The organism is Catenulispora pinistramenti (assembly GCF_018274385.1).
In the GTDB taxonomy this organism is placed as follows: domain Bacteria; phylum Actinomycetota; class Actinomycetes; order Streptomycetales; family Catenulisporaceae; genus Catenulispora; species Catenulispora pinistramenti.
The window spans coordinates 1-4,201 of the sequence record NZ_JAAFYZ010000399.1; the positions used below are offsets into that span (position 1 = coordinate 1).

Here is a 4,201-nt window from a genome sequence, read left to right on the forward strand (position 1 = left end):
GGGGGAGGTGGACGGCGCCGCCGTCGTCGCGTCGGGAGCCGACGAGCGCGAACTTCCAGTCGGTGGCGCGCGCGGCGGCGGACGCGGAGGTGCGTGCCGGTTCGGGGCGACGCGGCGGCTCTACCGGCAGGAACCCGCGCCAGGCCAGGTAGCGGCCGTAGGTGACGCTGCCGGACTGCGTGAGCTGGTCCGCCACCGGTCTCGCGGGGCGATACGCGGTCAGCGCGTCCGTGGTGCGCCACAGGAAGGCGTCGGCACCGTCGGCCAGCACCAGCAGCGCGATGTTCTGCCCAGGCCGCGCGTCTTCGAGGGCTGAGGCGAGCAGGAGCGCGGGGTGTGCGGCCCCTGAGTTGCCGGTCGTCTTGGTGAACGGGTCGTGGTGTCGGTCTTTGCCGACGCCGGTCTTCTTCAGTACCGATGTCGCGGCGCGCTCGTGGGTGCCGGCTATCAGGAGGGCGTCGATGTCATCGGGTGTGGTGCCGGTGGCGGCGAGCAGAGCGTTCCAGGCCTCGGCGGCCAGCGTCGCGTAGTGCGTCTCGCCGAAGCGGTCCTCCCACGTCTTCGAGGCCTGATCTCCCGGGATGCGCCAGCGGTCCAGGAACTCCTCGGTGGCGCTGGTGTGGGCTTGGAATTCGGCCAAGAGCGGGACGTCTTCGCTTCCGTCGCCGATGAGCAGCGCGGCGGCCGCGTCGCCTCCGGCGGCCTCGTCGGCGCTGCCCGGGCGGCCGGTGCGGAGGTCGGAGGCCACGACGAGGTGGGTGCCGGTGGCCGGGCCCGCGTTCAGGGCCGCGTCGAGGGCGGCGACGGTACAGCGGACGGCTCCGGTGGCGTCGTAGGCGGCGGTGGTGCGGGGGAGGCGCAGGGCGGCGTGCAGGGCCGTGGCGTTGGTGCGGTCCTGGTAGGCGGGGGCGGTGGTGGTGAACCACAGGGTGCTGACGGCTCCGCCCGCCGGGTGCAGCGCGGCGCGCGCGGCGGCGACGCCCATCGTCGTCGTGTCCTCGTCGTAGGAGGCCACGGCCCGGGTGCCGGTTCCCCCGCCGGTGCCGGCCACGGGCGCGATGGCGGTGCGGTCCAGGCGTCGGTACGGCAGGTGGACGCCCCACCCCAGGATTCCTCGCATGGCGGCATCGTAGCGGAAATCTGATGGGCCGTCAGATCACCAGCGTCACCCGCCCCGATCAGGGCACTTCGCCGGCCAGCTCCGCCAACCCGAGCCGGATGAGCTCGCCGGACACGTCCCGCTCCAGATCGCGATGACACGCGCACCGCCGCAACGGCACATTCAGCGCCACGCAGATCGCCGCCCCGTACAGGCGCACAGTCCGCGCCTGATTCGCGGCGGTGGCACCCGCCGGATGCGCGATGGCGTCAGCCACCTCATCGGCCAACATCTCCCGCTCCCGCGCCACCCCCAACCACCGCATCCCGGCCCCGGCCGTCGACCACACCGCGGTCCCCGCCGACGGCGCGAGCCCGTCCACATTCCGCGCCACGCGCGCCAACGCGGTGCAGTGCGCCGGCGTCCACTCGGTATAGCAGCGCTGCCACAAGTCGGGGCCGAGCACCGTCGACAAAACAGTCCGCAACGGCGGCTCCGGCGCCGGCTTGCTGAAGCCGGGCACGATGAAGTCGGGCACGGTCAGCCCGTCCGCCGCCACAGGCGCGGGGGCAGGCGGCGGCGCGATGAGCGTGGGCGGATCGGGATCAGGCGCCGCTGGTGCTGGTGCTGGTGCTGGTGCTGCCGGCGCCGGTTCGGGAGCGGGTCGCGGCACGACCTTGGTCTTGGTGACCGTGGCGGGCGCGACGAAATCGGCCCGCAGGAAATCAGGCACCACCAGCTCCTCGGGATCGATAGGCGGCATCGGATCGACAAGCGTCGGCGGATCAGCCTGAGGCTCAAGCACAACACTCCGCATGGAAGCGATCCGAGGCGCCTTCCGCGGCACAGCAGGCTCGGCACCATCCGACGGCTCGAACTCGATACGCGGCATCCGCCGCGTCGGCGCCTCATCGCGGAACAACGGCCGCGCGCCGATCCAATCCGGATCCAGCGCACGTTCCTTGCGCAACAACGGACGCTGCTCGACAGGACGCGGCTCGGCCTCAGCGGCAGGTTCGGCGGCAGGTTCAGGGGCGGCTCCAGCGCCGGGCTCATCGCCAGGCTCGGCGGCGGGCGTGGCAGCTGGCGCGGCGGAGCGTTCAGCGGCGGACTCGGTGGCGGGCTCATCGCCAGGCCCGGCGGCCTGTTCAGCGGCATTGTCGGTGGAAGTGGCGGATTCAGGCTCCTGCTCGGCCTGCGGCGTGGCCTCGACCTCCTCGGCTTCTGGCTCAGCCGACCGCTGCTCGGCCTCAGGTCCTACTCCGACCTGCTCCTGCCCAGCCTTTTGCTCGGGTCCGGCCTGCTCTGGTGCCGGTTCCGGAACTGTCTGCTCCGGCTCGATCTCGGCCTGACCTTGCTCAACCTCCGGCGTCGTCTGCTCAGGCTGAGGCTCGGGGTCGGCATGCCCTGCTTCCGTCTGCCGTTGCTCAGCGCGCCGGCTCCGCTCACGATCCAAATACGACCGTCGCCCCACCGGCGTCGTCACCTCATCCGCGCTCCGCCCCGCGTCTTCGCGCGTCGGCTCCTCGTCTGCGAGGCTTCCCGGCGGCGGGGTCTGCGACTCCTCGGCGGGGGGTGGCGTTGTGCGGTCGCGGAGTTCGCCAGCGCGGGCTGTCAGGTCGGTGCGGGCGGAGGTCCAGGCGGTGGGGGCCTCGGTGAGGGCCGGGTCGGCGAGGGTGATGGTGCGCATCGCGTGGCGCGGGGGGTGCATCGCGGCGCCGCCGAGGTTACGGTGCTGCGGGCAGCGGGTACCCGGTTCCCGGACATGGCGTTGGCACGCGCTGCCGTCGCGCGTCGGTGCCCCGCAGTGAAATGCCATGGAGGCATGTTCTCGATTACTGCTCGGGTCTGTCATGCGGTTCGTACCAGATCGTTAACACGGGAATCTCACGGTCCCTCAGCGGGTGTCGGTGCTGCCCAGTATGGCCGCCGTCATCTGCCCGATGTCGCCGAAGTGCACGGCCGCGCCGCCGGTGACCGCTGTGATCTTGTTCAGGAGGGTCAGGTCGACGTCGGTGCCGAGGGCGACCACGAACACGCGGACCGGACGTGCCGGGTCCACCGCCGCCCGCAACCGAGTGATCAGCTGGTCCGAGCTCATGCTGTTGAGGTTGTCGTCCTTGCCGTCGGTGAACACCACCACCGTGTTCACCCGCGCCGGGTCCCAGCCCTTCTGCACATCCTGATACGCCGCCAGCAACGCGTCGTACAGCCCGTTGCGCGACCCGGCCTTCTCGGCGAGCGCCCCGTACGCCGCGACCATCCGCTGCCCATGCGTCGCCGAACCCGCGCCGGGCTCGGGCGAGCCCAACTCGGCGATCGGCAACACCGGATCGATGACCGTCGTCCCGGCCGCGTCATGAGTCGTGGTGAACGTCCACAACCCCATCGCCGCGTGGCTCCCGAACAAAGCCATCGCCTTCTCACACGCCGAAGCCGTCAGCTGCGACCGCGTCTGCCCGGTCCCCGGCACGGTCTGCGCCATCGACCCCGACACGTCCACCACCGCCAGCATCCGCAACTGCCGCGTCAGCGTCGCCCACAACGCCAACGCCTGCCCGGCCAGCCCGTAATCGGCACGCGTGGCCGCCGTCAGCTGGCCGCCGTGCAACAGCGGATCGGCGGCCAACACCGTCGACGGCGCCCCGTCCGGCGAACGGAAACCCTGACGCCGCAACGCGTCCTGGGCATGCGTCTGGAGATACGACAGCAAGGAGTTCCCTGCCACCGCGTGCGCGTTGTCCGCCCCGTTGAGCAGCACCAGCGGGTAGTCCAGCGAAGCCGAGGCATCCGACGGATACAAGGCCGTCAACGGCACCGCCGGCTTGTGGCTGTTGTACTGGAACACCGCCTGCTCCGAAGCCGGAAACGCCTTCCCCGCCAAAGCCGTCATCGACGCCGCGACGTTGTTCGCCATCCCCTTCACGAACCCGGTGATCCCGACCTTCAGCTGCGGATCGTTCACCGCCCGTGTGAGCATCCCGTCCAGCGCGATCAGCGCCGACAATCCCGCCGCGTCGTGCGTCGGATCGGCGATTCCCACCACCGGCCCGGCGGTCCCCACTGCCGCCCCGGCGTTCCCCGTCACCAACTGCTCCCAAC

At 71.5% G+C, this 4,201-nt stretch carries 2 protein-coding genes and 1 pseudogene; all 3 read right to left on the bottom strand.

Going from position 1 to position 4,201, the window contains the following annotated elements; genetic code table 11:
• The coding region (locus tag KGQ19_RS51550; RefSeq protein WP_212022121.1) for a 3-oxoacyl-[acyl-carrier-protein] synthase III C-terminal domain-containing protein at positions 1 to 1,120 on the bottom strand (1,120 nt) is incomplete at its 3' end.
• A gap of 58 nt (positions 1,121 to 1,178) precedes the next feature.
• Positions 1,179 to 2,789, bottom strand: a complete 1,611-nt coding sequence (locus KGQ19_RS51555; RefSeq protein WP_212022122.1) for a hypothetical protein — start codon at positions 2,787 to 2,789, stop codon at positions 1,179 to 1,181.
• Between the two features lie 207 nt (positions 2,790 to 2,996).
• Positions 2,997 to 4,201: pseudogene (locus KGQ19_RS47635) on the bottom strand (substrate-binding domain-containing protein); the annotation flags it as partial.

Coding starts and splice junctions, on each gene's coding strand:
- KGQ19_RS51555 (WP_212022122.1), bottom strand. CDS start 2,789: ATGCGCACCATCACCCTCGCCGACCCGGCCCTCACCGAGGCCCCCACC.